4 protein-coding genes are annotated in these 3,433 nt (G+C 71.2%); 1 reads left to right on the forward strand and 3 read right to left on the reverse strand.

Annotated elements, in window-relative coordinates; genetic code table 11:
• The 3 genes from G6031_RS14395 to G6031_RS14405 form a co-directional block, all read right to left on the reverse strand.
• Window positions 1-354: alpha/beta fold hydrolase (locus tag G6031_RS14395; RefSeq protein WP_182653612.1), on the reverse strand; the 354-nt coding region annotated here is incomplete at its 3' end.
• Window positions 351-1,004, reverse strand: coding sequence for a TetR/AcrR family transcriptional regulator (locus G6031_RS14400; RefSeq protein WP_017835423.1), 654 nt, complete (start codon window positions 1,002-1,004; stop codon window positions 351-353). The genes G6031_RS14400 and G6031_RS14395, both read right to left, overlap by 4 nt.
• Window positions 1,001-2,356 carry an NAD(P)-binding domain-containing protein gene (locus G6031_RS14405; protein WP_182617457.1) on the reverse strand — a complete coding sequence of 452 codons (1,356 nt, stop codon included), beginning with the start codon at window positions 2,354-2,356 and terminating at the stop codon, window positions 1,001-1,003. The genes G6031_RS14400 and G6031_RS14405 overlap by 4 nt, the downstream gene beginning before the upstream one ends.
• A gap of 157 nt (window positions 2,357-2,513) precedes the next feature.
• Here G6031_RS14405 and G6031_RS14410 point away from each other — a divergent pair, with 157 nt between their 5' ends.
• Window positions 2,514-3,299, forward strand: coding sequence for an SDR family oxidoreductase (locus G6031_RS14410; protein ID WP_182653613.1), 786 nt, complete (start codon window positions 2,514-2,516; stop codon window positions 3,297-3,299).
• Window positions 3,300-3,433: the final 134 nt, after the last annotated feature.

A 3,433-nucleotide genomic window follows, 5' to 3' on the forward strand; every position in this document is an offset into this window, starting at 1 on the left:
ACCGCCCAGGGAGCACCCCCACAGGACGATCCGGTCGGCGTCGACGTCCGGCCGCGCCGCGACAGCGGCGACCGCCGCCCGGACGTCGTCCTGCTGCCGCGACGGCGAGACGACCTGTCGGGGCCCGCCGTCAGACCGTCCGAAGCCGCGGTAGTCGAACGCGAACGCCGCGTACCCGGCGGCGGCGAAGGCCTCGGCGAACTGGAGCAGACCCGAGTCGGCCGTTCCGCCCAGCCCGTGTGCCAGGACGACGCACGGTGCCCGATCCGTCCCGGCCGCGGGCAGGAACCACCCGCGGCAGGTGTCCCCCCCGGAGCGGAAGTCGAGGTCGACGGGGGTGATCTGGCTGGTCACGAGGGTTCTCCTGGGTTGTCGACCTCCGGGTCCGGGCGGCCGTAGATGGCCCGGACCCACAGGTCCGAGGCGGTGGCGATCATGGGCTCGCGATCCGCACCGGGGTCGTAGACGAGGTGTTCGAGAACCGATTCGTTGATCTGGATCAGGGCGGTGGCGAGCGAGTCCGGGTCGGCCCCCTCGGGGGCCCGGCCGGCCGCCCGCTCGGAGCGGATGTACTCGGCGATGGGCGTCGCCAGCTCGGCCCGCCCCTCGTCCCAGAGGCGGCGCATGGGTTCGTGCGTGGTCCGCGCGGTGAGCAGGGCACGGTAGACGTGCGCGTTGTCGACCATCCGGTCCGCCAGGCGGCTCAGCGTGGTCGACACGCGGGACCGGAAGCGGCCGTCGGAGTTCACCAGCATGTCGTTCGACTTGGCGGCGGTCGCCTGGATGGAGGAGAGCAACACGGTCACCGCCGCGGCCTTGGAGTCGAAGTAGAAGTAGAACGCCGATCGGGTGATGCCGGCCGCGTCGGTGAGGTCGGCCACCGAGATGTCGTCGAGTTTGGTGGTGCGCAGCTGCCGGTCGAGCTCGGCCAACAGGGCCTCGCGGCGTCGATCGCCGCGGGGTGAACCGTTCGCGCCCTCGCCGGAGGTGCCGTTCCCGCTCATGCGTGTGCCGCCGTCCGGATCATCCCGCCGGAGCGGGCCGCGCGCTCGCGGCCCTCCGGGATCTCCCGGGTCCGCAGGTCGTGCTCGTAGAGGAAGTAGTCCACCTGTTGTTGGTGCCGCGGGGTGTCGAGCATGTGCCCGATGTACTTCTTCTCGTCGGCCACGATGACCTGCTCCATCTCCGCCCGGTCCGGCGTGCGGTACAGGCCGGCCGCCCACGCGGCCGCCAGCCGGGCCTGGGCCTCGACGAACGGGAACAGCGTGGGCGTGGACTGGGCGAAGCCGACCATCACGAGGTCGTCGATGCCCGGGGAGAACATCCGCTTGTAGAGCGGCACGTGGTTGTGGGCGTCGGCGCTGAGGAACTCGGGGTCGAAGAAGGGGAACGAGGTGTTGTAGCCGGTGGCCTGGATGACGACGTCGAACTCCTGCGCCGTGCCGTCCTCGAAGTGCACGGTCCGCCCCTCGAACCGGGCGATGTTGCCCTTGGCCGTGATGTCCCCCGAGCCGAGTCGGAGCGGCAACTCGACGGACTGGGTGGGGTGCGCCTCGAAGAACTTGTGGTTGGGCTTGGGCAGTCCGTAGGACTCCGGCCGGCCCGCCGACATCGGTTGCATGGCCTGGATGGCCTTGCGCTGCCACGAGTAGGGCAGGAACGGGAACGTGGCGAAGTACTTGTCGGCCGGCTTGCCGGCGATGTACTTCGGGACGATCCACGCGCCAGACCGGGTGGAGATCACCACCTCGTTCCGCATCACCTTGGAGGACAGCTCCACCGCGATGTCGGCGGCGCTGTTGCCCAGGCCCACCACGAGGATGCGCTTGTCCAGCAACTCGAGCGGGTCCCACGGGTCGACGTAGGCGTGCGAGTGGATCATCTCACCGGTGAACTCGCCCGGGAAGTCGCCGAACCGCGGGTCCCAGTGGTGTCCGTTGCCCACCACCAGCGCGTCGAAGCGGCGGGTGCCGGTGCGTTCGGTGGTCAGCTCCCAGCCGCCGCCCTCGAGCCGTTCGGCGTGCAGGACCCGGTTCTCGAACTCGATGCGGCGCAGCAGGTCGAAGGCCTCGGCGTAGTCGTCGAGGTACTGCTTGATCTGCGAGTGGTGCGGGAAGTCCGGGAACTCCTCGGGCATGGGGAAGTCCCGGAAGCTCAGCTGATGCTTGGAGGTGTCGATGTGCAGCGACCGGTACGCGCTCGAGCTCCCGTTGGGGTTGTCGAACGCCCAGTTCCCGCCGATCCGGTCGGAGGCCTCGAAGCCCACCGCCTCGATGCCGTAGTCGTCGAGCATCTTGAGGGTGGTGAGACCGCTGATGCCCGCGCCGATGACGGCGACAGTGGGGGTGGGTGTCATGGAAACCTCTTCGGGCCGGGGACCGCCGCGCCGGAAAGCTATGGCGCGAATCACATTGCGGTCCTAGATTATGGCCAGGGATTGACGGGCGTCAACAGCGTCCCGCGCGCGCTGACGGGGCACCCCGCCCCGGGCCCCATCCCGGACGGAGGCGGAAATGGCGGACGACACGACCGGTAGGCGGCACGCGGTGGTGGTCGGTGGCGCATCCGGGATCGGATGGGCCACGGCGCGGCAGCTGGCCGCCGACGGGTGGCGGGTGACGGTGGCCGACGTCAACGGCGACCTCGCCGAGGCGCGCGCGGCCGAGTTGACCGGCCCGGCCGACGCCCCGGCCCGGGGCCACGAACACCGGGTCGTCGACGTGGTGGACGAGTCGTCGGTGGAGGCGCTGTTCTCCGGTATCGCCCCCGAACTGGTCGTCACCACCGCGGGGGTGAGCACGCTCGGGCTGGTCACCGACCACGACACCGCGGAGTTCAGGCGGGTGGTGGACGTGTGCCTCACCGGCGCGTTCCTCGTGCTCAAGCACGCCGGTCGGGTCGTCGTCGAGGGCGGCTCGATCGTCGCCATCGCCTCGCTCAACGCGCGGCAACCCGGCCGGGGGATGGCCGCGTACTGCGCTGCCAAGGCGGGCCTGGTGATGCTCGCGCAGGTGGCCGCGCTCGAGCTCGGGGAGCGGGGGATCCGGGTGAACACGGTCTCGCCAGGGTTCCTCGTCACCCCGCTCACCGAACCGGTCCTGCAGATCCCCGGGCTCGCCGAGGAGTACGCCGAGAACGCGGCGGTCCCGCACCGGGGCACCGCGGAGGACGTCGCCCGGGCGGTGCTCTACCTCGCCGACTCGCCCTGGATGACGGGGGAGGACCTGGCCGTCGACGGAGGCGCCCAGCTGCGCCGCTATCCGGACGTGCTCGGCCTGGCGACCAAGGCGTTCTCGTGAGGCCGGGTCGCGGCCGCGCGAGAAACGGACGCCGGGCTGCGGGCCGCGGGAGAAGCCGCCCCGGCACCCCGGGATTCGCCGGGCGATCCGCGATCGTCACCGGAGGCGGCTCGGGGATCGGCGCCGCGCTGGCC

Source organism: Dietzia sp. CQ4, from assembly GCF_014145125.1.
Classification (GTDB): domain Bacteria; phylum Actinomycetota; class Actinomycetes; order Mycobacteriales; family Mycobacteriaceae; genus Dietzia; species Dietzia natronolimnaea.